The sequence below is a fragment of the Dickeya oryzae genome (assembly GCF_020406815.2).
GTDB classification, from domain to species: domain Bacteria; phylum Pseudomonadota; class Gammaproteobacteria; order Enterobacterales; family Enterobacteriaceae; genus Dickeya; species Dickeya oryzae.
This window is the reverse complement of the sequence record NZ_CP162670.1, coordinates 766,580-792,683: the sequence shown is the minus strand read 5'-3', so window position 1 is coordinate 792,683 and position 26,104 is coordinate 766,580. Positions and strand designations below refer to the sequence as shown.

At 52.9% G+C, this 26,104-nt stretch carries 22 protein-coding genes; 13 read left to right on the top strand and 9 right to left on the bottom strand.

The genetic code is table 11. The annotated features are described in order from the left end of the window. Positions 1–159: 159 nt before the first annotated feature. From LF929_RS03375 to LF929_RS03365, 3 genes are read right to left on the bottom strand one after another with little or no spacing between them, the layout of a single operon-like run. Complete coding sequence (locus tag LF929_RS03375) at positions 160–984, bottom strand: DeoR/GlpR family DNA-binding transcription regulator (RefSeq protein ID WP_016940560.1); 825 nt, start codon at positions 982–984, stop codon at positions 160–162. A gap of 29 nt (positions 985–1,013) precedes the next feature. Further along, positions 1,014–1,994 (bottom strand): D-threonate 4-phosphate dehydrogenase, encoded by a 981-nt coding sequence (locus tag LF929_RS03370; protein ID WP_029456213.1) that lies wholly within the window; start codon positions 1,992–1,994, stop codon positions 1,014–1,016. Then, complete coding sequence (locus tag LF929_RS03365) at positions 1,987–3,273, bottom strand: four-carbon acid sugar kinase family protein (RefSeq protein WP_226092527.1); 1,287 nt, start codon at positions 3,271–3,273, stop codon at positions 1,987–1,989. The genes LF929_RS03370 and LF929_RS03365 overlap by 8 nt, the downstream gene beginning before the upstream one ends. A 215-nt stretch (positions 3,274–3,488) precedes the next feature. On the opposite strand from LF929_RS03365, the gene LF929_RS03360 reads away from it, so the two are divergent. From LF929_RS03360 to LF929_RS03305, 12 genes are all read left to right on the top strand, one after another. Then, positions 3,489–4,625, top strand: coding sequence for an iron-containing alcohol dehydrogenase (locus LF929_RS03360; RefSeq protein ID WP_038906465.1), 1,137 nt, complete (start codon positions 3,489–3,491; stop codon positions 4,623–4,625). A gap of 74 nt (positions 4,626–4,699) precedes the next feature. After that, the gene (locus tag LF929_RS03355; protein WP_210174581.1) at positions 4,700–5,584 is read left to right on the top strand and encodes a dihydrodipicolinate synthase family protein; all 885 of its coding nucleotides are present in this window, start codon (positions 4,700–4,702) and stop codon (positions 5,582–5,584) included. Positions 5,585–5,621: 37 nt separating this feature from the next. Continuing rightward, positions 5,622–7,043 carry a sodium:solute symporter family protein gene (locus LF929_RS03350; protein ID WP_210174582.1) on the top strand — a complete coding sequence of 474 codons (1,422 nt, stop codon included), beginning with the start codon at positions 5,622–5,624 and terminating at the stop codon, positions 7,041–7,043. A 6-nt stretch (positions 7,044–7,049) separates the two neighbouring features. Further along, the gene (locus LF929_RS03345; RefSeq protein ID WP_226092528.1) at positions 7,050–8,234 is read left to right on the top strand and encodes an exo-alpha-sialidase; all 1,185 of its coding nucleotides are present in this window, start codon (positions 7,050–7,052) and stop codon (positions 8,232–8,234) included. Positions 8,235–8,314: 80 nt separating this feature from the next. After that, complete coding sequence (locus tag LF929_RS03340; protein ID WP_210174584.1) at positions 8,315–8,788, top strand: YhcH/YjgK/YiaL family protein; 474 nt, start codon at positions 8,315–8,317, stop codon at positions 8,786–8,788. Positions 8,789–8,793: 5 nt separating this feature from the next. Beyond that, positions 8,794–9,477, top strand: coding sequence for an SDR family NAD(P)-dependent oxidoreductase (locus tag LF929_RS03335; protein ID WP_210174585.1), 684 nt, complete (start codon positions 8,794–8,796; stop codon positions 9,475–9,477). A gap of 297 nt (positions 9,478–9,774) precedes the next feature. Continuing rightward, the gene (locus LF929_RS03330; RefSeq protein WP_210174586.1) at positions 9,775–10,941 is read left to right on the top strand and encodes a hypothetical protein; all 1,167 of its coding nucleotides are present in this window, start codon (positions 9,775–9,777) and stop codon (positions 10,939–10,941) included. Further along, entirely contained in the window at positions 10,931–12,127 is a 1,197-nt protein-coding gene (locus tag LF929_RS03325) for an acetyl-CoA carboxylase biotin carboxylase subunit family protein (RefSeq protein WP_210174587.1), read from the top strand. The genes LF929_RS03330 and LF929_RS03325 overlap by 11 nt, the downstream gene beginning before the upstream one ends. After that, positions 12,124–12,618: a GNAT family N-acetyltransferase gene (locus LF929_RS03320; RefSeq protein WP_038908999.1), complete on the top strand. Its 495-nt coding sequence runs from the start codon at positions 12,124–12,126 to the stop codon at positions 12,616–12,618. Before LF929_RS03325 ends, LF929_RS03320 begins: the two co-directional genes overlap by 4 nt. Before the next feature lie 2 nt (positions 12,619–12,620). Continuing rightward, on the top strand, positions 12,621–13,511 hold the full coding sequence (locus tag LF929_RS03315) for an O-methyltransferase (RefSeq protein WP_038909000.1): 891 nt from the start codon (positions 12,621–12,623) through the stop codon (positions 13,509–13,511). After that, the gene (locus LF929_RS03310) at positions 13,508–14,380 is read left to right on the top strand and encodes a diiron oxygenase (RefSeq protein WP_038909001.1); all 873 of its coding nucleotides are present in this window, start codon (positions 13,508–13,510) and stop codon (positions 14,378–14,380) included. Before LF929_RS03315 ends, LF929_RS03310 begins: the two co-directional genes overlap by 4 nt. A 16-nt stretch (positions 14,381–14,396) precedes the next feature. Next, a complete protein-coding gene (locus tag LF929_RS03305) occupies positions 14,397–14,990 on the top strand; it encodes an FMN-binding negative transcriptional regulator (protein ID WP_193744481.1) in 594 nt (197 codons plus the stop codon). A gap of 63 nt (positions 14,991–15,053) precedes the next feature. Here the strand turns inward: LF929_RS03305 and LF929_RS03300 are convergent, their stop codons facing one another. The 3 genes from LF929_RS03300 to acnB all read right to left on the bottom strand — a co-directional run bounded on the left by LF929_RS03300 (position 15,054) and on the right by acnB (position 19,367). After that, positions 15,054–16,094: an IS481 family transposase gene (locus tag LF929_RS03300; RefSeq protein ID WP_210175837.1), complete on the bottom strand. Its 1,041-nt coding sequence runs from the start codon at positions 16,092–16,094 to the stop codon at positions 15,054–15,056. 212 nt (positions 16,095–16,306) lie between these two features. Beyond that, positions 16,307–16,669 (bottom strand): protein YacL, encoded by a 363-nt coding sequence (gene yacL, locus LF929_RS03295; RefSeq protein WP_038909003.1) that lies wholly within the window; start codon positions 16,667–16,669, stop codon positions 16,307–16,309. Positions 16,670–16,769: 100 nt separating this feature from the next. Next, positions 16,770–19,367 (bottom strand): bifunctional aconitate hydratase 2/2-methylisocitrate dehydratase, encoded by a 2,598-nt coding sequence (gene acnB / locus LF929_RS03290; RefSeq protein WP_210174588.1) that lies wholly within the window; start codon positions 19,365–19,367, stop codon positions 16,770–16,772. Between the two features lie 466 nt (positions 19,368–19,833). Here acnB and LF929_RS03285 point away from each other — a divergent pair, with 466 nt between their 5' ends. Next, complete coding sequence (locus LF929_RS03285; protein WP_210174589.1) at positions 19,834–21,165, top strand: MmgE/PrpD family protein; 1,332 nt, start codon at positions 19,834–19,836, stop codon at positions 21,163–21,165. Between the two features lie 62 nt (positions 21,166–21,227). Here LF929_RS03285 and LF929_RS03280 read toward each other — a convergent pair whose 3' ends face one another. From LF929_RS03280 to aceF, 3 genes are all read right to left on the bottom strand, one after another. Beyond that, positions 21,228–22,406 (bottom strand): dienelactone hydrolase family protein, encoded by a 1,179-nt coding sequence (locus tag LF929_RS03280; protein ID WP_038909006.1) that lies wholly within the window; start codon positions 22,404–22,406, stop codon positions 21,228–21,230. Positions 22,407–22,592: 186 nt separating this feature from the next. Further along, entirely contained in the window at positions 22,593–24,017 is a 1,425-nt protein-coding gene (gene lpdA, locus LF929_RS03275; RefSeq protein ID WP_210174590.1) for a dihydrolipoyl dehydrogenase, read from the bottom strand. Positions 24,018–24,232: 215 nt separating this feature from the next. Continuing rightward, positions 24,233–26,104, bottom strand: a complete 1,872-nt coding sequence (aceF, locus tag LF929_RS03270; RefSeq protein ID WP_226093058.1) for a pyruvate dehydrogenase complex dihydrolipoyllysine-residue acetyltransferase — start codon at positions 26,102–26,104, stop codon at positions 24,233–24,235.

Below are 26,104 nucleotides of genomic sequence, written 5' to 3'. Positions count from 1 at the left end.
GATGACGACGGGACATATGCCGATTTCCGGCAACCAAAGTCGCCGGACGCATGAGCTGAAAAGCATCGAAACGCGAAGGCATACGCAAGAAAAAAGCGTAAAGAAAAAGGTATGAAGAAAAAAAGTATGAAGAAAAAAGAGCGACAGGAAAGCCGCCGTTCAGCGGCTTTCTACACTCACCAGTTGCAGCATAAAGGGTTGACCTCGTAACTGACGCTCCACGTCTGGCGACAGGCCGCTGTCCGTGATGATATCGGTCAGTTCATTCAACGCAGATACGCAAAACAGCGAGTAAGCGCCGTATTTGCTGCTGTCGGCCAGCAACACCCGACGGCTGGCGTTCATGCCCAGATCCTGTTTGATACCCGCTTTTTCTTCCGTGGGGGTGGTAATGCCTTTCTCCAGGCTCCACGAGTTACAGCTGATAAAGGCAATATCCGGATAGACGCTGCGTAACAAACGGCGGCCGTGCTCGCCGATGCAGGACTGGCTGCTATCGTCGATACGTCCACCGATGATCGTCACTTCTATCTGCTTGAATTCAGAGAGAAACAGCGCTATCTGCAAATCGGCGGTGATCACCCGCAGCGGCAAATGCGTCAGGTTGCGTGCCAGTTCCAGCATGGTGGTACCAGCATCCAACACCACCGCATTTCCTGGTTGCACCAGTGTCGCCGCCCGCCGGGCGATGGCCTGCTTTTCCGCCAGGCTGCGCTGCAGCTTTTCATTGGTGGTCGGCTGAGAAGGGATAAAACGGTTGAGCGTCACCCCGCCGTGACTACGGCTGATGACGCCCTGCTCGTCGAGCTTGATCAAATCGCGGCGAATGGTCGCCGGGGACGCATCAATGACCGTCACAAGTTCATCCACCGTCACCAGATTATGGCTTTTCAGATAATCCAGAATCTGATCAAGACGGCTTTGTCCTCTCACTCGTTCTCCATTTACGCGTAACGTATCAGTCAATGTTGCACCCCACGACATCTTCAACAGGCTCCATATCCGCGATTATATCAGGCCAGTTGCATCGCCAGTTTGATGGAGATCGCCATGCTGTCAGACTTCGCTTTACCTGTCCAGGCGATATCAAACGCGGTACCGTGGTCCGCCGAGGTGCGGATAAACGGTAATCCGGCGGTGATATTCACACCATCATAAAAGCCCAGCAGCTTAAGTGGAATATGCCCCTGATCGTGGTACATCGCCACCACCATGTCATATTGCCCTTCATATGCCTGCAGGTACACCGTATCCGGCGGGCACGGGCCGTAGGCGTCGATACCTTTGGCTTTCATCGCCTCGATGGACGGACCAACAATAGTAATCTCTTCATCACCAAACAAGCCGTTTTCACCGGCATGCGGGTTCACCCCGGCAACCGCAATGCGCGGTGCCTGATAGCCGACACGTTTGAGGAAAGTATCCGCCATCGCAATCACGGTTTCGACCCGATCACGGTTAAGCGTATCCAGGAATTTGCGCAAGGCAATATGGGTTGTGACATGAATCACTTTCAGTTTGTCGGTATACAGCACCATCGCGTAGTCACGGCTGTGGGTCAGCTTCGCCAGCAACTCGGTGTGCCCCGGATAGAGGTGACCGGCAGAGTGCAGCGCCTCTTTGTTGAGCGGCGCGGTAGCAATCGCATGGACTTCGCCCGCCATCGCCAGCTCGGTGGCGCGTTTCACGCAACGGTAGGCCAGATCGCCCGCCTGCGCCTGCACCACGCCTTGCTTGAGGCCCTGTGGGTCAGCCAGCGGCTCGTTGATCACGTTGATAACGCCGGGAGCGAAACGTGCGTCGGCAGGCCTTTCGATTTCGTTGAGCTCGACCTGCGGCACAACGCCTAACGCCAGAATACGGCGCAGCGTCTGTACGCAGCCCACCACCACCGCCGGTGCGCCGGACAGTTCGCCTTCGGCCAACGACTTGATGATGATTTCCGGGCCGATGCCCGCCGGGTCACCCATAGTTACCGCAATAATTTTACTCACACACGCTCTCCTCAATAAAACGCAATACATTCAGCAGGGTGGCCTCATCGCCAAACCCGCCCGCTTTCGTCATGACGGGAATATCGCCTACCAGACTATCGAGCAAACGTCCCCAGGGGACGCAGGAAGCAATCTGTCCTTTGATATGAAATCCGCTGGCCTGTAACGCAGTCGCGGCCGCAATGGCGATATCCCCGCCGGATAAATAGAGCCCGCCCGGTCGCTGACGCTGCACGATACGCCGCGTCAGTTCACCCAACTGGCGACTGATGGTCTCCCCCAGTTGCTGACGGCTCATGCCGTAGCGCTGGCACAGACTGTCCACCTCAAAACGCTGATTATCGTCACGGCAGGTGCGTAGCACGCAGTGCTGCCCGGTGGCTAACACCGCTGCCGCCTGCTGACTGATCTGCACCAGCAGACCGTCATCCGCCGTCAGTAACCCGACGATATCGACATCGATTAACCGCACGTCGGGACGTTGACCGGCGGCATTAATCTGCAATTGAGCAATTTCACTCATTGAACCAATCACCGCCAGCAACGACCGGCACGGTGCCGGAAACGACAGATGCTGCGCCAGCGCCTCACTCAGCCCGGCAGACCCGACCAGCAGCGGTTTTTCTGCTAATTGGGCGGCAGCCGCAACAATATGGTCGAGATCCTGTTGACTCTCGGCATCCAGCACCACCAGCCGCACACCGCTATCACTGAGCTGTTGCAGTCGAGCCGCCAGATTGCCGCTACGCACGTCGCCCAGCGGCAACGCTGCCTGAGCCAGTTGGGTTTGTTCCGCCAGTCGTTTACCGATGGATGCGGAACGTACCGGCGTTTTCGGGTCGCTGGCGAATTCGGTATCTGTCAGCAACACGCCATGTACCCATACCTGCCCGTCACGGGTCATGCGCCCCAGCGTTGGAGCAGCAGGCGCAATCAATGCCAGCGACAGATCCGCCGCATTCAGTGCCGCTTCTATTTCCGCACCGGGGTTACCCCGCAGGGTCGAATCCACCTTTTTAACGATCCAACCGCGCGCGCCGGTTTTACGCCACAACGCCACCGCCTGTGCGGTACGTTCCGCCGCCACGGAAGCCGTGACAGCACGGCTGTCGGTGTTCACCACGAGTGCATCATCCGTCTGTCCGGTATGGATAGCCGTGACGTCAAACATCACATTCACCCGCGCCCCCTGCAGCGCCAGACCGACGCCCGCATCGTTCGCACCCGTGAAGTCATCTGCCACCACCATGATTGGGGTGAGTTCACGCCCGTCCGGCATACCCATTCTCCATCATTCCGATTACCTGAAAATGATTATATTGAATCATGATTGATTATATGTGAGCAACATCAAATTATTCAAAACCAATTTCACCTATAAATTACCCCACACAATGCGAGCAAAACGATTTTTTTCCATCACAGCACAGAAATATGATTGAAAAAAATCAGACCTATCCAGCTGAAGTCACAGCAAAAAGACAAGGTACCAGTATGAATATCAACAGCACCCTCATCAGCGGTTATCAGGCACTCCAGGATCTGGGCTACCTCCTGCGCGACAGGCAACACGTACTGTTGGTGACGGACAAGAACATCGTGGGACTGGCCGGGGTTCAGGCGCTGATCGCACAACTGAAGGACAGCGTGCCGCACCTTTCCCTGATTGATAACGTGCCAGCCGAACCCAGCCAGCACGATGTGGCTGCAGTATTGCAACAGTTGCCCACCACCCAACCTGACTTGGTGATTGGCGTCGGGGGCGGTAGCGTACTGGACGTCGCCAAACTGCTGTCGCTGCTGTGCGCCGGTGAAGAAGGCATCACGCTTGATAGCCTGCTGGAAGGTCGCAAACCAACGCGGCGCACCACCTCGTTGCTGATCCCAACAACAGCGGGCACCGGTTCTGAAGCCACGCCAAACGCCATTCTGGCTATTCCGGAAAAAGAAACCAAAGTCGGGATTATCACCCCGGTAATGCTGCCGGATTATGTGGCGCTGATACCTGAACTGACCACCAGCATGCCAGCGCACATCGCCGCCTCAACCGGCATTGATGCGCTCTGTCACCTGATCGAATGCTTTACCGCCACCATCGCCAACCCGGTGGCCGACAACTATGCCTTAATCGGCATGAAGAAACTGTTCGCCAACATCGAAACCGCGGTGAACGAACCTTCTAATCTGGAAGCGCGCCTGAACATGCTGTGGGCGTCCTATTATGGCGGCGCGTCTATCGCCCACTCCGGTACCCATCTGGTCCACGCCATGTCTTACCCGCTGGGCGGCAAGTACCACATTCCTCATGGGGTAGCGAACGCCATTCTGCTGGCACCGTGCATGCGCTTCGTTCAGCACGCCGCGGCGGAAAAATTCGCGCAGGCCTATGACCTGCTGCCGGATGCCGACCTGTCGCTCTCCACTGAACAGAAAGCCGCCGCACTGGTGGATTACTTCACCGCGCTGGTGAAACGACTGAATCTGCCATCGTCGCTGCAACAGTTGGGCATTAGCCCGGATCACCTGCCGTATCTGGTGGAATCCGCCTTGCAGGTACAGCGACTGATGAAAAATGTCCCGACTACCGTGACGGCGCAGGATGTCCACGCCATTTATTCAACGCTGTTTTAACCACATCCGTATTTAACGACATCCGTTCTAAAAACGTCGCTCTGGATAATGAAAAAGACCGAGGAACAATAACGATGACTAAAGCGATTACAGGCGTACTGACGGCGATCGTCACGCCTTTTGACCATCAGGGGGAATTTAGCCCCACCGCCATGCGCCAGCAGGTTCAACGCCAGATGCGCTATGGCAACGGCATTTTCTGTAACGGCACCAACGGTGAGTTCTTTGTGCTGCACACCGATGAGAAAGTGGCCGTCACCGAAACCTGCGTGGACGAAGCCGCCGGGAAAGTGCCAGTCGTGGCACATATCGGTGAAATCTCTACCCGTGAAACTATCAGGCTCGGTAAACGCATCGCCGCGCTGGGCGTGGATGCCGTTTCCGTCATCACGCCGTATTTCGTGCCGCTCAAACAAAGTGAACTGATAGACCACTACCGTGCTGTGGCGGACGCGCTGCCGGTACCGGTGTTCATGTACAACATTCCGGCCCGTACCGGCAATACGCTGCAACCGGAAACGGTGCGCGTGCTGGCCGAGCACCCGAACATTATTGGCATCAAGGACAGCGCCGGTAGTTACGAAAGCCTGAGCGGTTTCCTGCAAGCCGTGAAAGATATGCCGAACTGCGACGTGCTCAATGGCCCGGATTCGCTGATTCATCAGGGGTTTGTCGACGGTTGTTCCGCCTGTATTTCTGGACTTGCCAACGTTGCGCCACAGGCCATCAGCGAAATCTGGCACCGCTTCCATGCTGGCGATATTGACGGTTCCCGTCAGGCGCAGGAACAGGTGAGTGAACTGCGTAAGACGCTGTACGCGGTAGCGTTCTCTCCTGCTGTGGTGAAAAAGGCGCTGGTACTGATGGGGCAGGACGTGGGCGTCAGCCGCTACCCGATTGCGTTCTCAGCACAAGACGAAGAGACCATTCGCACCATTATTAAACCGTTCTCACAGTGAATGAGAACCTACCCTTACTCCTACAGGATCGAAAACCATGAACCATTTTGATCTGACAGACACACTTATCATCGTCGGGATAATTGTCGTCTACATCGCCCTTACCTCCTGGCTGACCCTGCGCCTGCGCAGTAACTCCAACGCGGAGTTCATGGAAGGTTCACGCGCACTGCCAGCCTTTATCGTCGGTATCCTGCTGATGACCGAATTTATCGGTGCCAAATCAACCGTCGGTACGTCACAGGCCGCCTTTGAGAGTGGTATCGCGGCCTCCTGGTCGGTGATTGGCGCCGCCATCGGCTTCCTGCTGTTTGGTATGATTCTGGTGAAGAAGATCTATAACACCGGGAAAATCACCATTTCCGGGGCTATTGCCGAGCGTTATGGCAACACCACCAAGAACATCATCTCCATTATCATGATCTACGCGCTGTTGCTGGTTAACGTAGGTAACTACGTCAGCGGCGCCGCGGCCATCTCCACTGTGCTGAAAGTCAGTCTGCCGGTGGCGGCACTCATTACCGCTATCGTCAGTACCTTCTATTTCTACTTCGGCGGCATCAAAGGCGTAGCCTACGTCACACTGATCCACAGCGGTCTGAAATACGTTGGGGTGATGATCATTTTGTACGTGGCGCTGAAAATGACCGGCGGCATCACGCCGATGGTCGAGAAAATGCCGGAATTCTACTGGACCTGGGATGGCAGTATCGGTGCCAGCACTATCGGTGCATGGCTTATCGGTACCATCGGTTCCATTTTCTGTACCCAGTTTGTGATTCAGGCTATCGCCTCCACCAAAGATGAGAAATCTGCCAAACGGGCGACCTGGATTGCATTCCTGTTCTGTATGCCGATCGCCATTGCGATTGCCATCATCGGTGTCGCCGCCAAATTCGTACACCCGGAAATCAAGAGCCTGTACGCGTTGCCTATCTTCCTGCAGGACATGAATCCATGGCTGGCAGGTCTTGTCACCACCTCGCTGGTCGCCTCCATCTTCATCAGCGTGAGTACGGTTGCACTGGCGATTGCCTCGCTGATCGTGAAAGATTTCTACGTGCCGTACTGCAAACCCACGCCGGAAAAAGAATTCAAGATGACCCGCGTGTTCTCGCTGATCATCGGCTTCCTGCCGCTGGTGTTCGTGCTGCTGGTGCCAGAAGTGCTGAAACTGTCGTTCTTTACCCGTGCCATTCGTCTGTCGATTTCCGTGGTGGCGATGGTCGCCTTCTACCTGCCGTTCTTTAGCAGTTCGCGTGGCGTCAACGCGGGTCTGATTCTGTCCTGTGTCGTCACCTCCGTCTGGTACATCATGGGTAACCCGTTCGGCATCGACAACATGTACATTGCACTGGCAACACCGGCAGTGGTGATGGCGCTTGACCGCCTGATCCCCAACAAAGCCGCCAAAGCCGGACAGAAAGCTGAACCATCCGTACCTCATTCTGGAGCCTAAGTAGTCATGACGACCGAAACGACCGAAACCATTACCATCGAACGCGACGGCCTGGTCCGCCCGGCTGACGCTGACAACCAACGTCTTGACGCGTACATTCCGTCAGAATGCCCGCAGAACCATGCGTCTAACCTGCTGCATCTGCCCAATGGCGATGTGCTGTGCGTCTGGTTCGGCGGCACCCAGGAAGGGGTGTCGGACATCTCAATTTATCTGTCGCGGCTGGTGAACGAGAGTGGGCAATGGACGCCTGCTGTCAAACTCTCCGACGACCCGACCCGTTCAGAGCAAAACCCGGTGCTGTTTCTGGCACCGGACGGCGTACTGTGGTTACTGTACACCGCGCAGAAATCCGGCAATCAGGATACCGCCATCGTGCGTTACCGCCAGTCACAGGATCAGGGCTACACCTGGGGTGAAATTGGCGTACTGCTGGAACAACCCGGCACCTTTATCCGCCAGCCGATTACCGTGCTGCCCAACGGCGACTGGCTGCTGCCGGTGTTCTACTGCCGCGTCCAGCCGGGTGAGAAATGGGTCGGCAACGATGACATCAGCGCGGTGAAGATTTCAAGCGATCGCGGCCAAACCTGGCGTGAGTCGGTGGTGCCAAACAGCACGGGTTGCGTACACATGAACATCACCCTACTCAAAGACGGCACTCTGCTGGCGCTGTTCCGCAGCCGCTGGGCCGATTTCATCTACCGCAGTCACTCGACTGACGGTGGCGAAACCTGGTCTGAGCCAGAGGCGACAAGTCTTCCGAACAACAACTCGTCGATTCAGGTGACCACGCTGGATAACGGCCATCTGGCACTGGTGTTTAACGCCATGAATGCCGACGGCGCGACCGAACGCCGCCTGTCGTTGTATGACGAAATCGAAGACGAAGAAGAGAGCGATGCCAAAATGCCGGAAATCGCCACCGGACGCAGCGCCTTCTGGGGCGCGCCACGTGCGCCGATGACGCTGGCAATTTCTGAAGACGGTGGGAAAACCTGGCCGTGGCAGCGCAATCTGGAAGTAGGTGACGGTTACTGCATGACCAACAACTCAACCGAGAAGCGTAACCGCGAATTCTCCTACCCCAGCATCAAACAGGGGCCGGACGGCAAACTGCACATCGCGTTTACTTACTTCCGTCAGGCGATTAAATACGTCTGCGTCAGCGAAGAGTGGGTCAAAGGTTAACCCGGTCTCCCCTCCCTCTTGCAGGGAGGGGCTTTCGCCACTTCCCGTCTATTTGCTCACGACTTGCTAAGGAACCACTTATGATCGCAGGTAATCTGAATCATCTGTCACTGGCCACCTTGCCCGAACCGCTGTGGCGCATTCTTTCCGGCTTCACGCTTGCGCAGCTAAACGCGCTGCCGGAAGGGAAATACCAGCCGGATAACGTGGACTGGTTCTATTCTATCGGCACGGTATCCACCGCACCGAAAGCCGAACGTCATACCGAATTCCATCGCCGTTTTCTCGATATTCAACTGATTCTGGCAGGGGAAGAGATCATCGGCTACGACCTGAACGACGCCAGTGATCGCACCGCTACCGAACGCAAACCGGACCTGTTTATTCTGGAACAGTCGCAGGTACCGCACGCCATTCGACTGGCCGCCGGGGATTTCGTCACCTTCTATCCGGGTGAACCCCATCAGGCGCTGTGCGCCATCAACGACCAGCCAGCCCCGGTGAAAAAAGCGGTGTTTAAGATACCGGTTGAACAACTGAACACTCAGGGGTAAAGCGTATGTCAGCACAGAAACAGGCGGTGATTACCGGCAGCAGCTCCGGCATCGGTGCCGCCATTACCGCCACCTTGCTGGCGGCGGGCTGGAAGGTCATCGGGCTGTCACGTCAACCGGGCGCACATCAGCACCCGAATTTCAGGCATTGTCCGCTGGATATCACTGATACGCCTGCGCTCTGTGCCTTGCTGGACAGCCTGCCCGCCGTCGACGCGGTGATCCACGCCGCCGGGGTGATGAAAGCGGCGACACTGGGCACCTTGTCCTACGCCGATAGCGAGCAGTTGTGGAAGCTGCATATTCAGGTGGCGGAAGTGCTAGCCGACAGACTGGTGAACAAACTGCCGCAAGGCGGGCGCATCATCCTGCTGGGTAGCCGGACCTCCAGTGGTGCAGCCGGACGTAGCCAGTACGTCGCCACCAAATCGGCGATGATTGGTATGGTGCGAAGCTGGGCGGCCGAACTGGCCCCACGCGGTATCACGGTAAATATTGTAGCACCGGGAGCGACCGAAACACCGATGCTCAACCAGCCGGGAAGACAAAGTTCACCGCCGAAACTGCCGCCCATTGGCCGGTTTATTCAACCGCAGGAAGTGGCCGATCTGGTCGCGTACCTGTTGTCCCCTTCCGCCGCTGCCATCACCGGACAACAACTGGTTATATGCGGCGGAGCCTCGTTATAGCCGTGCGGCTAATGCTATTGTGGATTAACGGTGACCCATGTTCATCGTTAATCCACACACCTACGCTAGAAATATCCATCCCAGATAACCGACCTTGGTAGCCAACCTCAGCGTCGACCATACAGAGCCCTTCACGTCTGCATTATATGGATGAAATATAAAATCAACAATAGTTACCATTAATTACAACAAAAAAATCAAAAATGACTATATATTCATTTGAAAACGAGTAAATTGCTTAATTAGTCATTGGAAGAAATTAAAATCCGCGCCCTGGTATCATAAGGATCATGATCGATGAGCAAAACAAGCTGCTCTTGTATCGTTTTACTCGCCTTTTCTCTAATGTCATCATTCATGGTTATGCCCTACCTAATATCTACGCTTGCGCCAGGTGTGGGTATCTCTGTTAATGGAATGACATGGGGTTTAGGAATATGTAACGGGGTAGCAGCGCTCACTCTCTATATTCGTCCTTCATTTCGCAGGGCTGGTTGGCTACTGGCAGCAATAATGGCGCTCATGATCGTCGGTACGAGCCTGATACTGGTCGGTATAAAAAGCTATCTTCCCTGGGTACTGATTGTCGGTGTCGCCATGATGCGTATTGCGCTGGTTAACTACAGCGATTTTAACCGTCAGGCCCATATGCAGACGAATACCGAGCGTGGCATCAGGCAGGCTCTATCCGCCGCGAATGTGGTATCCAATATTATATCCTGTACTGTTCCCCTTGCCGCTGTTTTTATTTTGCAAAAGTGGGGTGCCAGTGCATTGGTTAATATGGCAGTATTCTTTTCGCTCTGCTGCGCAACACTAGGATTATTACTTTTCGGTCGTCAGGCAACATTGACAAATATTGTAGTATCAGGTAAACCGTCGCCGGGAAATACGGCAAGGCGTTTTCTAAAACATATGCCACTTTATCTTATAACCCTGATCAACTCGGTCATTTTTGCCTTTATTTACTCCTACATACCGTTGAGACTAACCGACATACCTGACGTTGGACAGAAATATATCGCGTTTTATTTCACTATTAACTCTCTGGTTGTCGCTTTTTTCTCATTTCCGATAATGAATATTATAGAGAAGCTTTCGCCTGATAAAAAAACGATAATCATTTTATCATCATTACTTTCATTACTCTCTATTTTTATTTTTTACGGTTATAATGGAAACATTTACAGAGTCATTTTTTCTTCATCATTAATGGCAATATCTGAAATTATGTTTCTGCCTTTCGTCGTATCCCTGGTAGCCTCAAGAGAGAGTGCAGAAAAAGAAATGATAATCAGAGATATTACCCTGATAAGCGTCAGTCTCAGTGCAACACTATCCTCACCAATGGCAGGATTGATATATCAGGGTGGCGAAGCCGCATTAGTCGCTTTCCTTATTGTAAGTTCGACAATCGTTGTTATAGCTTCTAAAAAGCTTGGAGAAAATCCTCATGAAAAATAAGGTACTGGTTATTGGTGCGATCAGTAGTTATAGCGTAAAACAATTTTATGATGCGGCTAAAAAAATAGGCAAAGAGCCATTTTTTCTTTTTCATAAAGATCATATTCCCAGTTCAATTTTACTCACCTCTGACAACTATATTAAAGCCGATGGGTTGGGTGTGGATATGATCGATAAGACAATGCATCTCATCAGCGCTATCACAGAACATATATTTTCTGTCGTACCAGGAGGAGAACTCGCAGTGCCATTAGCAGAGAGTCTCTGCGAGCAACTGGATCTGCCTTTTAATCCTGGCGATAGCAACCGTTTTCGTAACAAGGTAACGATGCGCCGCTGGCTGTCACAGGGAAAAATATCGCAACCGACGCAATATGGGGTGATTGATTCCAGTGAGCAGTTAACCGCACTGCTCCCCAACCTGTCGTACCCGTTGATTGTTAAACCCGTCGATGGTGCTGCCAGCTTTTTTGTAAAAAAGATCAACTGTCTGGACGAATTACCTGATTCGATAAATAAGATCATCGCACATAAAATGTCAAAGGCTACCGGCGTACGCTTTCAGGGACAAGCTATTCTCGAAGAGTTTATAGACGGAACCGAATATAGTGCGGAAGTCATGGTATATTCAGGCCAGTGTGAGAGGTTTTTCATCACCAGAAAAGTGCTTTCCGATGAACCATATTTTGATGAAATAGGCCATATATCCCTCTCTGCCTGCGATTATCCAGCCGGATGCGAAGATCTGGTAAAAGAAGTCATCACAGCGATGGATGTGGTCAACGGCGTACTTCACATAGAATTCCGTCAAACCAGGGATAACAAGCTATACCTCATTGAAGTCGCGTCCCGTATTGCTGGTGACCTCATTTCCAACCTTGTCAGAATCAAGCATGGATATTCTCTTGAAGCCTTTTATCTACAGGCGCGATCTGGCCAGAATAATCTGGATAAATATATTCTCACCGACAATACTTCCTCAAGTAACTTGATTGGTATACGTTTTCTTTTCGGAGAGGAACCGACTATTCCTGCCACAATCACAGTTATAGAGAGTGATCTGGCACAGAGATATATCAGCACACCAGAAAGTAGTGTTAAGAATGTTGTAAACCGATCAGGGTATATTATTTTTGAGTCCACTGATCTCAATCAATCACTGAATTTCATTCAAGGGAAAGAATGATTATACGAAAAGCAACCTCAGAAGATCTTAACGCCGTATGTAGTATTTACAATTATGCCATTGTAAATACTGCTGCAACTTTTGATACGGAGGAAAAAAGCCCTGAATATTTTATGGAGTTCATAAATAACTCAGAGTTTTTCCATTATCTCTGCGTCGCTATAGATAATGGTATTGTTACTGGATTTGCAGGACTCTATCCTTTCTCCAGAAGAAAGGCTTATGCTGGGCTTTCAGAGTTAACCTGCTATGTAAATCCAGAATATCATGGTCAATCATTGGGTACGGAGATGTGTCGGCATGTCAATGATTATGCTGAGCACTCAGGGCTTAATACAGTGCTAGCGCTTTTCAACTCTAACAATACACCGATGCGGAAAATTTGTGAGCATTTGGGTTATACCCCACGTGGTGAAATGGTTGAAGTAGCATTCAAGCAAGGTCAGTATCAATCTTTAAAGATATATCAAAAACATTTCAGGAGAAAATAACTATGCCGGGAACAGCCTATCAGATTATTTGTAATGCACTGAATAACAACCCTGAATTTCATTCATTCAGAGAAAATCAAATAAGCAGGAAAGAATATTTCAAGAATATCGTTGAAAAAAAAGATTCACTATTGGGGCGTGAGTTCAATGAAGACATGCTTAATCTCTCTGCCAGAATGCCATCCGATCCTGACGCGTTTGTTGATGAACTTCTCAATGAACTTTATAAAATGGATATTATCCCCAACACAATCTATGATAAAAATCTTTACAGCAATACCGAGAAAATAATTGCCGAAAACTTCCTTCATCGCGACCGTAAAACATTTATCTTTCCAGAAGAGTCGAGACTGATTTTCGCGCTGGCCGATATCCTCAAGCCTAAAAGAATTGCCTTTATGGGATCATACTATGCCTTCTGGGCCATTTGGACCCTACCTGTATTACCAAATGGCTCCTCCATCTGGCTCATGGATATCGATGAAACATGCCAGGTACTGGCCCGCGAGAATATCACCAGCCTTGGCCTGGGAAAACAAGTAAACATCTATCATGAAAGTCAGGATGCAATAGCATCCATTACCAACATTACCGACCTCGACTGGATTGTACTGGATGCGGAAGGCCCCAAAACCGGGCCAGATGATGAAGACCTTATTGATAAGGCGATTTATTATCCAATGATCCGTCAGGGCTATACATCTCTTAACGAGGGGGGACTGATGATTGCTCACAATATCCTCTTGGAAAATACGACCGACTCTCCCTATATTCAGGAGAAGATTGACTGGAATACAAAAATGTTTTCCAAGTTCATCCCCTTCCTGAACCAGAATTTCCGCTCATTCACTCATTTCGAATCAACCGAAGGTGTGGGGATAGCCAAGAAATGAATATTCACCAAATATTGGAGCGTCAGAATCGCTACATTGATTCGTGGGCAAAAACAGCAGCAGTAACCGAACATCAAGAAATACTTAACACACTCAGTGGGATGCACTACGATCCCACATACGATGATTTTGTCAAAGAGTACCTGCCTTTTTATACTGCGGAATCTTGGGCAGAACTGACAGATGAGCAACATAAGCAGCTCCTCTCCTTCGGTTGGTTTATGTATAACCTGAAGACAATCATCATTGAACAATCAGCGCTCACAGAATACTGCAAAACGGTTCTTTCCGGATGCTCATCCTTTGCATTTACCCGGTATTTTATCCACCGGCTTTCTCAGGTTCAGGTGGATGAAACCTATCACACACTCATGTCGTACAAAGGTATAGACCTTTGCGAGCGCCTCAGAACCCATGGGTTATCGATTTTTCCAGATACCGATCTGGCAAATTACATCAACTCATGCCAGTTGCTCACCGCGGCTGACAGAGAACTTGCCTGGCTGGCACTGACAACTGTCTGCGAAGCTACTATCAGTAAATACCTATCTGTCCTGCCAGGTGTAAGTAATGTACAGCCCGCTTTCCGTTTTATTGCCGACATGCACCGGCAAGACGAAGCGTCACACTCTTCCCTTTTTATGGATCTCATCGCCGTTGCATATACTGAACTGGACGAATATACACGGGAGAAGTTCACGACGTTTCTCAAAAAAAGTATCACTGTCCTGACGTCCGTAGACCGAAAAACATGGTCACATCTCTATTCCCTGGTGGGTATTCCCTTACCTAAGCGTGAAAATCCGTCCTTTCTTGAGCTGTATAATTTTCGTATGCTGAAAAAATATACCGGAGTCACCAATGTTTAACCCAAAAGAGACAACGATGAGCATGGAGGAATGCCGGTATTTTCTTAGCCGATATTCCTTTGGCACACTGATTACCTCAGACTTAGCACTTAGCCATGTTCCTTTTATCATGCCAGATGAGGACACCATTGAGACACATCTGGCGTCAGGCAACCACCAGGTAGCCTCGTTGGATAATCAGCCTTGCCTGCTCAGCATTCTGGGTCCACATGCCTTTATCGCAACAACAAACTACATAACCAAACCAGCGGTTCCTACCTGGAATTATGCTTCAGTTAGTATCAAGGGAAAGGCATCGCTTATGTCCCCAAAACAGCTCAGCGATTCGCTGAACCAGATGTTATCGCACTTCCAGCACGACCTTGTGGAAGACAAGATAACACTACCCGATGAATTCAGAGAGAAGCTGATGCAAAGCATCATAGGGGTGCGTATTGATATCACGGAAATGCGCGGCAAACTCAAACTGGGCCAGCATCGCTGCATTGAAGATCAACGAAAGGTCTTTGAAAAGCTATCGGATAAGGGTGCAGATAATCTGCTGTACGCGAATTTTGCACAGCAGTGGCTGGAAAGATTCCGCCCTGACATTCTGACTGGCGACAAATAATAATCTGTATTAGCTCAGACCTGATCTGACAGTTACCGGTTATTTATACAGGTGTCTGTCAGATTACATCTGGCTTAAATTTTTATCAGCCCAGATGCGTTTTCCATCAAGTAATGTTTCCATTGGCGTCCGCCCACAGCACATTTTTCCCTGATGGGTTCGCTCATTATTATAGTGAGTCAGCCATTCATCAAGGTCCGCTTGTAATGTGTCGAGATCGCCATATAACTTTTTACGGAACGTCACCTGATAAAACTCGTTTAGTATCGTTTTATGGAACCGCTCACAGATACCGTTGGTTTGTGGCGACATCGCTTTGGTTTTCGTGTGGTCGATGTCATTTATCGCCAGATACAGCTGGTAATCATGTTGCTCCACTTTGCCACAGTACTCTGTGCCTCTGTCGGTCAGTATCCTCAGCATCGGCAGGCCATGAGACTCATAAAACGGCAGTACACGATCATTCAGTAAATCAGCTGCTGTAATCGGCGTTTTAGTCACGTAGAGCTTGCAGTGAGCTACTTTCGAATACGTATCGACGAACGTCTGCTGGTAAATCCGCCCGACGCCTTTCAGATTGCCCACATAGAACGTGTCCTGCGAGCCCAGATAGCCCGGATGAGCGGTTTCGATTTCGCCACAGGCTTCGTTATCACTGGCTTTACGTTCCAGCGCGGCAATTTGGGTATCAGTAAGTTCGATACCTTCACGAGACACTTTTTCTTCCAGCGCTTTCAGACGTTTTTTGAAGTTCTCAAGGTCGTGACGCAGCCAGACTGAACGAACGCCGCTTCCGGAGATAAAAACACCTTGTTTACGCAGCTCGTTGCTGGTCCGGTGCTGGCCGTGAGCCGGGAATGCGACAGCATAATCAACAACAGCCTGCTCAGTGGCATCATCGGTACGATTTTTAAGGTTAGGAGCGCGACGACTACGGTTTATCAGTGCATCCACGCCGCCTTCATCAGCCAGTTCGCGATAACGATAAAACGTATCCCGTGAAACGCCCATGATTTTGCAGGCTTTGGATACGTTGCTGAGCTCTTCAGCGAGGTTGAGCAAACCAGCTTTGTGTTTGATAACGGGATTGGTAGTATGAAACATGAGAGTTACCTTGTGTTTTGTATAAGGCTTCGACACCCCTATCAAAACCGGTAACTCTCAACCTTTCAAGGCCATGTGTCAGATCAAGTCGCGACTAATACAAATAATCAACCATAAGAAAGGGTATTCGCAGTGAAGCTATTTTACTGCTCCGAGACGATACGCCAACTCCTGCGACTGCGATACCGTTTACCTGACCTGAATTCCCCAGGTCAGGATTTATCGACGAACGCCCGGTATTTTTCCAGCAGTTCCAGAAAGTCCTCCAGACCGCAGAGCGACAGGCTTTCTTCGTCGTAATAACTCATGCCTTCTTCCAGCTCGTCGGTTTCAAACGCCAGTTGGTTAGCGCGCACCATCACCTCTTCGCTGTCCAGCAGCAGCGTGTATTCATGACCGGCACGTTCCCACTGGCGTTCGCTGCCGGACAGTTCACGCACCGCCGCCTCCACTTCATCCAATACGGCCTGCTGACCTTTAACCTCTTCATTTAGCCAGTGCCCGACTGCTTCATGGCCCATCGACATCCGAACCACCACCTGCCCGGTGACATCACGCAAAAACTCATAATCCATGATCGTTCTCCTCTGCCTGATTCGCTATCGCGTGCCACAACAGTAAAAAAAGGGAGACCTTTCGGCCTCCCTTCCTGTTATTACAATAAACTATAGCGGTTTATACAGCGGTCTGGAAGATCACCTTATCCGCTTTGTTGGTGTACTGCTGCAACTGGTCAAAATTCAGATAACGGTAAGTGTCGTCTGCGGTTTTGTCCACCTGCGCCATATACTGCTGGTACTCATCCGGCGTCGGAATACGCCCCAGCAGCGCCGCTATCGCCGCCAGCTCTGCGGAGGCCAGATAGACATTGGCCCCCGTGCCCAGACGGTTCGGGAAGTTACGGGTAGAGGTCGATACCACCGTCGAACCGTCTGCCACACGCGCCTGGTTACCCATGCACAGTGAACAGCCCGGGATTTCGACACGTGCGCCACTCTTACCAAAGACGCTGTAATAGCCTTCTTCGGTCAACTGTGCAGCGTCCATACGGGTCGGCGGTGCCACCCACAGACGGGTCGGCAATGACCCTTTATTTTGATCCAACAGTTTACCGGCAGCACGGAAGTGGCCGATGTTGGTCATACAAGAACCGATGAACACTTCATCGATTTTGTCGCCCTGCACGGTGGACAGCAGACGCGCATCATCCGGATCGTTCGGCGCACACAGGATCGGCTCTTTGATCTCGTTCAGATCGATGTCGATAACCGCGGCATATTCTGCATCAGCATCGCCTTCCAGCAACTGCGGATCCGCCAGCCATTTTTCCATGCCCTGAATACGACGCTCCAGCGTACGGCGATCACCATAACCTTCGGCAATCATCCACTTGAGCAGAACGATGTTGGAGTTCAGGTACTCGATGATCGGCTCTTTGTTGAGCTTAATGGTACAGCCCGCTGCCGAGCGCTCTGCCGAGGCATCAGTCAGTTCGAATGCCTGCTCGACTTTCAGGTCCGGCAACCCTTCGATTTCCAGAATGCGGCCGGAGAAGATGTTTTTCTTACCTTTCTTCTCAACGGTCAGCAGACCCTGCTGGATAGCGTAATACGGGATCGCATGGACCAGATCACGCAGGGTAATACCCGGCTGCATCTGACCTTTGAAACGCACCAGCACTGATTCCGGCATATCCAGCGGCATCACACCGGTCGCAGCAGCAAACGCCACCAGACCAGAGCCTGCCGGGAAGGAGATACCAATCGGGAAACGGGTATGAGAGTCACCGCCGGTACCGACGGTATCCGGCAACAGCATGCGGTTTAACCAGGAGTGGATAACACCATCACCCGGGCGCAGCGACACGCCGCCACGGTTCATGATGAAGTCCGGCAGGGTGTGGTGAGTATTCACGTCAACCGGCTTCGGATAGGCCGCAGTATGACAGAACGACTGCATCACCAGATCAGCCGAGAAGCCCAGACAAGCCAGGTCTTTCAGCTCGTCACGAGTCATCGGCCCGGTCGTATCCTGAGAGCCCACCGAGGTCATCTTCGGTTCGCAGTAAGCGCCCGGACGAATACCGGCTACACCGCAGGCACGGCCAACCATCTTCTGCGCCAGCGAGAAGCCACGGCTGCTCGCCGCCACATCTTTAGCATGACGGAATACGTCACTGTGCGGCAAACCAAGCGATTCACGCGCCTTGCTGGTCAGACCGCGACCAATGATCAGCGGAATACGACCACCCGCACGAACTTCGTCCAGCAGCACATCCGTTTTCAGTTCAAAGCTGGCCAGCAGCTCATTGCTATCGTGATGACGGATTTCACCCTTGTACGGATAAACATCAATCACATCACCCATGTTCAGCTTGGTGACGTCGACCTCAATCGGCAGCGCACCCGCGTCTTCCATGGTGTTGAAGAAAATCGGTGCAATCTTGCCACCCAGCACCACGCCACCGCTACGCTTGTTCGGCACGTTCGGGATATCGTCCCCCATGAACCACAACACCGAGTTGGTGGCAGATTTACGGGAAGAACCAGTACCGACAACGTCGCCGACATACGCCAACGGGAAACCTTTCTTGTTCAGCGCGTCGATCTGCTTAATAGGGCCAACCGCACCCGGTTGATCCGGCTCGATGCCATCACGGGCGTTTTTCAACATGGCCAGCGCATGCAGCGGGATATCCGGGCGTGACCAGGCGTCTTGCGCCGGAGACAAATCATCGGTATTGGTTTCACCAGTGACCTTGAATACCGTCACGGTAATTTTTTCCGCCAGTTGCGGACGGGACAGGAACCACTCGGCCTCAGCCCAGGATTTGACAACCTGCTGCGCGTGGGCATTGCCAGCTTTGGCTTTTTCTTCCACGTCGTAGAAATTATCGAACATCAGCAGGGTGTGGGATAAGGCTTTGGCGGCAACCGGTGCCAGGGCGGGGTTATCCAGCGCATCGATCAACGGATGAATATTGTAGCCGCCTTGCATGGTACCCAGCAGCTCAGTCGCTTTTTCCGGGGTGACCAGGGGAGAAACCGTCTCACCTTTGGTGATGGCAGCCAGGAAACCGGCTTTGACGTAGGCCGCCTCATCAACACCCGGCGGAACACGATTGACTAACAGGTCGACTAAAAATTCTTCTTCTCCGGCGGGGGGGTTTTTCAGCAATTCCACCAGTGCCGCCATTTGCGAAGCCTCTAGCGGCTTGGGGACGATCCCTTGTGCAGCCCGCTCGGCTACGTGCTTGCGATAATCTTCTAGCACGACGTTCTCCTCGCTCTCATTGTCTAATTATGCCTGGCGCTCAGTTCCAGCTTTAGGCTGATTGTCAGCGTATGGATAGGTAAGGTCAGAGTGCCCGGTCCAGCCCGTTCAACATATCAGAGTTTGAACCGTTTGTTAATTCGTTTACATTAAGGCAACATTTATACCTGTACTGCTTTTTATACCGGTACTGCTTTCTCAAGGATGGGGGCGTTAAACGACATAAGCCAAGCCTCCTCCCTTGAGGCCAGCATAGCAGTTGGCGGCAAAATCAACCACCGCTTAGCCCATAGAAACGATAAGGATAATAAAAAGAATATTCGCCACTGCCGCCGAATGCCAAACCCACTGTTACCGCCCCGATATAACGGATAATCGCCGTTAACAGCAGAAAAAATTGCTATGCTTCGCGCGTCATTCGCGGCATTGTCTTTCTTCACATTTACGTCACAGCACAGATATCGCCATGTCAGCCCATTCCCGTATTACCGCCCGGTTGGCGCACCTGATCGTCACCACTCAACCGGATACTACCGTTATCGATCTCGCCCGCGAAGGCGTCATGGATTTTCTCGCCTGCGCACTGCCGGTTTGGCAGGGTGCGGTAGCAGACAGCGGGCTTGCGCCGTTAAAATCGGTCTACCCCGGCAACGATAGCCAGAGCCGAAGCCTGCTGCTGGGTTATGCCGGTCATGCGCTGGATTTTGACGATTTTCACTCCGGGTTTCGTGGTCATCCCAGCACGGTTATTCTGCCTGCCTTGCTGGCTCTGGTGGGTGAACACCCGACATTCACGCAGACGCATTTCCTTACCGCCTACGCTATCGGCGTGGAAACAGCCGGGCGGTTGGGGCTGGCGGCAGGGCCACGCCACTACAGTCAGGGCTACCATAATACGGCGACGCTGGGTGCCATTGCGGCAGCGGCGGCAAGCTGCCGACTGATGGGCGCGACACCGGATCAAACCGCTAACGCGCTGGGACTGGCAGCATCACAAGCCGCCGGGCTGCGTGCGCAGTTCGGCTCCGCTATGAAGCCACTGCATGCGGGGCTGGCCGCGCGCGCCGGGTTAAGTGCCATGCAACTGGCACTGGCGGGATTCCACGGCAACCCTGATACCGTGCTGGAGGCGTTTCTTGCAGCCCACGGCGACGGCCAGCACCACGATGAAGCGTTGATCGCGCACTGGGGAGCCCCCTGGCGACTGGTGTCACCCGGGCTGACCTTTAAGCGTTACCCCACCTGTGGCGGTACCCACAGTGCGGCGGAAGCGGCATTTATCCTGCGGGAACAGTGGGTCACGCAGGATGGGCACGCCCCCGACGACCTGCCCGACGCCATTCAACGTATTACGGTGCGGTTCCCACCGGGTGGCGACGCGGCACCGTTTATCCGGCAGGCCACCACCGGCGTCGAAGGCCGCTTTAGCCTTGAGTACGTGATTGCCGCCGCACTGCTGGAAGGTCAGTTGCGACTGGAACGTTTTACCGAAGGCCCGGTCGACCCGCGCATTGCCGCACTGGCAAGCAAAGTATCACGTCAGGCAGACCTGAGCGCACCGCCGGATGAACAGAACCCCGATGCCCGCTTCCATGACGTCAGTATGCTGATGAACGATGGGTCATGTTTTCATGCCAGAGTCACCTGGCAGCAAACCGCTGCGGTAAAAACGGATGTCACCGCCAAGCTTCGCCAGACACTCACCCTGCTGCCGTGGCTGACGGCTGACGAGGTACTCAGCCACAGCCAGTTACGCACCCCCGACGCACTGGCTGAGCTGATTCGTCTCCTGTCATAACCGACAGCGGGATGCTTTCCCGCTGTGTTGACCTGACATTCAGCCGGGCTGGTTCGCGGTACTTAACGCCGCTCCGGCGCAGGTGCCAGCCAGCGATCCAGCCATTGGAACACGGCCTCCTGTTGTTCCTGATAGAACACGTGCCCTAACTCAGGCCAGATGCGGGTTTCCAGCCTGTCATCAGCGTGTTGCGACTGCCACACCTGATGCATGCGCTCATACGCCGCTTGCACCGCCTGCTGTGGGAACAAGTTATCTTTGCCGCCGTTGAAAAACAGCATCGGACGCGGTGCTGCGATACTGGCAACATCAGGGAAATCAAGATGAGCAGGTAACCCCGGATGCAACATATAGAAAGAAGACTGGCCGCGTAGCACATTGTTGCCCGGCACCATTAAACCGTCATACGTTCCCATCCAGGCAACAGCCGCTGTCGCCGCCGCTTTATCCGACAAGGCGGCCAGTTGCCAGGCACGGTAAGCCCCCATGGAAAACCCGACGACACCCACCCGTTTCGGGTCAACCGAGCGCAACGACGCCAGAAAATCCAGCGACCGGGTATCTTCGTAGGCCATATCACCTGCCAGCGATCTCCCCAGATTAAAAAAATTACTGGCCAGCGCCTGCTGTTGTTCATATTTCAACGGCCCACGGTCCCCCCACCCCAGCGCATCTACCGCCAGCACCACATAACCCCGTTTTGCCAGTTCGTCACCGACAAAGCGGCCGGTAAAGTAACGATCAGCCCACGCCTTTGCAGAAGCGATACGCGCGTCATCCCCCCACGGGCGGATCATTTTCTCCTTACCAATATCGAATTTTGCACCGTGATCATGCAGCAACAGCACCGCTGGATGCGGCCCCGGAGTTTTTGGCGTCAGTAACAATCCCGCCACCCGGCTTTCATCGGTGAGATTAAACGCCACTTTCTCGGCCACATAGGTATCGCGGTCCTGACGGTCCACCACCTGTGGCTCGAAAGCGCGGTGGGAATCAGGCGTGAGCAGCAGTGATCGTACCAGTTGCCGGGCATGCTCTCGCCATTGATTGAAATGCGCCTCATGCCCGGCCAGCCAGGAATCCGGGTAGGTCAGTTGCTGCTTGAGCTGCGGGTAGAACGTGGGCAAGGCGTCATCCGTTACTGACGTCGTTGTATAGGAATGATCGTTTGCCATAAGCGGGGTACTCGCCAGACAGCACATCAAAATACCGAGGGTACGCCGTAATCTGCCTATTTTCATTGTTATCCTCCAAAAATAAAACATCGTTTCTTTTCGGTGGAGTTGATTGTAAATGAAGCAGATACCGCTGACAGGAGCAGATCAGAATTCTGGGAGGAAGGTAAAAAAAATCCGGCAACAGGTGCCGGATTCGCATTGAACAGACAAGACGTTTGTTCCCCACAACCACGGTTGCGGGGAAACGAATTATTTCTTCTTGGCTTTCGGGTTCGGCAGGTCGGTGATGCTACCTTCAAAGACTTCAGCCGCCAGACCTACGGATTCATGCAGCGTCGGGTGAGCGTGGATGGTCAGTGCGATATCTTCTGCATCACATCCCATCTCGATAGCCAGACCGATTTCACCCAGCAGTTCACCACCGTTGGTACCGACAATCGCACCACCGATCACACGGTGTGTTTCTTTGTCGAAAATCAGTTTGGTCATACCGTCAGCGCAGTCAGAGGCAATCGCACGACCCGATGCGGCCCACGGGAACACGGCGGTTTCGTAGCTGATGCCTTTTTCTTTCGCTTCTTTCTCAGTCAGGCCAACCCATGCCACTTCCGGCTCAGTGTAGGCGATAGACGGGATCACTTTCGGATCGAAGTAGTGTTTCTTACCGGAGATGACTTCAGCCGCGACGTGACCTTCATGCACGCCTTTGTGCGCCAGCATCGGCTGACCGACGATATCGCCGATAGCGTAGATGTGCGGTACGTTGGTACGCATTTGTTTGTCAACGCGGATGAAACCACGGTCGTCAACTTCAACACCAGCCTGACCAGCATCCAGCAGTTTGCCGTTCGGTACACGTCCGATAGCCACCAGCACCGCGTCATAACGCTGCGGTTCTGCCGGGCCGTTCTTGCCTTCCATCGACACGTAGATACCGTCTTCTTTGGCTTCTACCGCCGTCACCTTGGTTTCCAGCATCAGGTTGAATTTCTTGCTGATACGTTTGGTGAAGACTTTAACGACGTCTTTGTCCGCAGCAGGGATCACCTGATCGAACATTTCCACGACGTCGATCTGTGAACCCAGCGCGTGGTACACGGTACCCATTTCCAGACCGATGATACCGCCGCCCATGACCAGCAGACGGCCGGGAACGGTTTTCAGTTCCAGCGCATCAGTAGAGTCCCATACACGCGGGTCTTCATGCGGAATGAATGGCAACTGAATCGGACGGGAACCGGCCGCGATAATCGCGTTGTCGAAATTTACCGTGGTGCTGCCGCCTTCCCCTTCAACCACCAGGGTGTTCGGGCCGGTAAACTTACCAAAACCGTTGACGACTTTGACTTTACGGCCTTTCGCCATACCAGCCAGACCGCCAGTCAGTTGAGTGATAACCTTTTCTTTCCAGGTGCGAATTTTATTGATATCCGTCTGCGGTTCGCCAAACACGATACCGTGCTCAGCCAGCGCTTTGGCTTCTTCGATAACTTTCGCTACATGCAGCAGTGCTTTGGAAGGGATACAGCCTACATTCAGACATACGCCGCCCAGCGTGGAATAGCGCTCGACCAGCACGGTGTCCAGACCCAAATCTGCACAACGGAACGCTGCGGAATAACCAGCAGGGCCCGCGCCAAGTACCACCACCTGAGCTTTAATTTCAGTACTCATCATGACCTCTTAATGAATTTCCGGCGGGTCTGTGACGTCATTATTGTTGAGTCTTAACGCCCTCTTCCACCGGGACGTGTCTTTGCCGCGCTAGTTTACAAAATCATTAACAATTTTGAAACAACGAGCGACTAACGATTTGTCCTTAATCACTGATAGCTGTAACCAATAACAGCTTATCAGAAAAAAGCCGGCCGTCAGGCCGGCTTTTTTGATTACATCACCAGACGGCGAATGTCGGACAAGGTGTTGTTGATGATGGTAATGAAGCGTGCACCATCAGCACCGTCAATGACACGGTGGTCGAAGGACAGAGAGATCGGCATCATCAGACGCGGAACAAACTCTTTACCATTCCAGACCGGTTCCATGGCGGACTTAGACACACCCAGAATAGCCACTTCCGGCGCGTTGACGATCGGCGCGAAATGCGTCGTACCGAGACCACCGATGCTGGAGATGGTAAAGCACCCACCCTGCATTTCGCCTGCGGTCAGCTTACCGTCACGGGCTTTCTTAGAGATGGTCATCAGTTCACGAGACAGCTCAATGATGCCTTTCTTATTCACATCTTTGAACACCGGAACGACCAGACCATTCGGCGTATCTACCGCAACACCGATGTTGATGTATTTCTTCAGCGTCAGGCGTTGACCGTCTTCAGACAGCGAACTGTTGAAGCGAGGCATCTGCTCAAGCGCAGCGGCAACCGCTTTCATGATGAACACGACCGGCGTGATCTTCACATCCAGTTTACGCTTCTCAGCTTCCACGTTCTGCTGTTTGCGGAACGCTTCCAGGTCGGTGATATCGGTTTTATCGAAGTGCGTAACATGCGGGATCATCACCCAGTTACGGCTCAGGTTAGCACCAGAGATTTTCTGGATACGACCCAGCTCCACTTCTTCAATTTCACCAAACTTGCTGAAATCAACTTTCGGCCACGGCAACAGACCCGGCAGAGAACCGCCAGTCGCACCCGCTGCCGGAGCAGACTCAGCGCGTTTCACGGCTTCTTTCACGTAAGCCTGTACGTCTTCGCGCAGGATACGACCTTTACGGCCAGTACCTTTTACTTTCGCCAGGTTGACGCCGAACTCACGCGCCAGACGACGAATGACCGGTGTGGCATGGATGTAGGCGTCGTTTTCAGCAAACTCACCTTTGCTATCGGCTTTCGCTGCAGCTGGTGTCGCTGCCGCCGGTGCTGGTGCACTTGCGGCCGGAGCCGGTGCTGCCGCTACAGGAGCCGCTGCCGGTGCGGCGCCTTCCACTTCGAATACCATGATAAGCGACCCGGTTTTCACCTTGCTGCCGGTGCTAACCTTGATTTCCTTCACGGTACCGGCGAACGGTGCCGGCACTTCCATTGACGCTTTGTCGCCTTCCACGGTGATCAGCGACTGTTCTGCCGCCACTTTATCACCGACTTTGACCAATACTTCCGTCACTTCGACTTCATCGCCACCGATATCCGGCACGTTGACGTCTTTAGCACCGCCGCTCACCGCTGGCGCGGCAGCAGGTGCACTCGCGGCAGGAGCCGCGGCACCCGCAACCTCAAACACCATGATCAGTGAGCCAGTTTTCACCTTGTCACCGGTCTTGATGCGAATTTCTTTTACCGTACCCGCGAACGGTGCCGGCACTTCCATAGAGGCTTTGTCGCCTTCCACCGTAATCAGCGACTGCTCTGCCGCTACGGTGTCGCCGATGTTAACCATCACTTCGGTCACTTCGACTTCGTCGCCGCCGATATCCGGCACTTCAACTTCTTTCACCGCGCTGGCAGCGGCAGGTGCCGCAGCCGGTGCCGGCGCAGCAGCGGCCGGAGCCGGTGCGGCAGCCACCGCACCTTCTGCTTCGAAGACCATGATCAGTTTGCCGGTCTCGACTTTGTCGCCTACCGCCACTTTAATCTCTTTAACCACACCCGCCTGCGGAGAGGGGACTTCCATCGAAGCCTTGTCACCTTCAACGGTGATCAGCGACTGCTCGGCTTCCACTTTGTCACCCACTTTGACCAGCACTTCGGTGACTTCAACTTCATCTGCACCGATATCCGGTACCTTGATTTCGATAGCCAT